We start from the raw sequence: 1,016 nt of genomic DNA, 5'->3' as shown, positions 1-1,016 counted from the left end.
GGGTGGCGGCCCCGGCCTCGTCCGGGGTGACGGCGTCGCCGGAGCGGGGGCGGGGCGAGCCGTCGAGCAGTTCCTCGGGCAGCGGCAACAGGGTGTGCCAGCGGCGGTCGGCCAGGACGCGGGCCTGCTCGCGCAGCTGCCGGGCGACCTCGGCGTCCTCGGTGGAGTGCCGGGTGTCATCGGTCAGCAGCGACCAGACGAAGTCGGCCGAGTACACGGGCTTGGCGGACTGGTCGGGCTCGCCCCCGCCGGACTCGTTGAGCGCGTGGTAGGCGCGCAGGGCCGCGGCGACGGCCTGGTGGCGGGCCTTGGCGGTCTCGGCGGGTCCGGCGGCGTCGAGGGCGCGGGCGAAGGCGTTGAGCGCGTCCGCGAGGGCCAGGCGCTGGAGCCGCTGGGGCTTGAGCGAGTTCGGCAGGCAGACCAGCCAGGCGACGGCGGCGCCGAGCGCGGCCAGCGCGGTGTGCGGGAGCACGTCTCCGAGGCCGGGGGTGCCCTCCGCGGTGACCGCGAAGGAGAGCAGGATCAGGACCGCGCCGAGGCCGCGCAGCCCGGCGTAGTCGCAGCCGAACTTGGCGAGTCCGGCGACCGCCGCCATCCCGGCGACGGCGGCCACGCCCTGGAACCAGGGCCCGGAGGGTCCGGCCCAGACGGCGAGGAGGGAGCCGAGTCCGACGGCGACCGTCATGACGGCGCCGACCAGCGCGAGCATCCAGAGCCTGCGGCGGCGGCTCATCGGCAGACTGCGCTCGAAGGTGATCGTGAACGCGCCGAGGGCCGGGAAGAAGGCGAGCCGGGGGTGGCCGAGGAGCACCAGCGGCAGGGTCGGCAGCGCCATGGTCAGCGCGGCCCGCAGGGCGAAAGGAAGCGCTCCGCTCACCTTGGCCATGGCGAACGAGCCCCGTGGGGAGAGAACACGGGCAAGTCCGGCGAACAGGGAGGAGGAGTTACCGCGATTCTTTCGCATGTCTCAATAACTCTAACAAATCGGCGATCCGTCAGATCGCGCTTGTTCGATA

General features: G+C 73.5%; 1 pseudogene. It reads right to left on the bottom strand.

What is annotated here, in order from left to right:
• Positions 1-964 (bottom strand): annotated as a pseudogene (locus GTW40_RS13730) (FUSC family protein); the annotation flags it as partial.
• Positions 965-1,016 lie beyond the last annotated feature (52 nt).

This window comes from Streptomyces sp. SID4985, from assembly GCF_009863025.1.
Lineage (GTDB): Bacteria > Actinomycetota > Actinomycetes > Streptomycetales > Streptomycetaceae > Streptomyces.
Note: the sequence above shows the minus strand (reverse complement) of the source record. Positions and strands in the feature narration are given on the sequence as shown.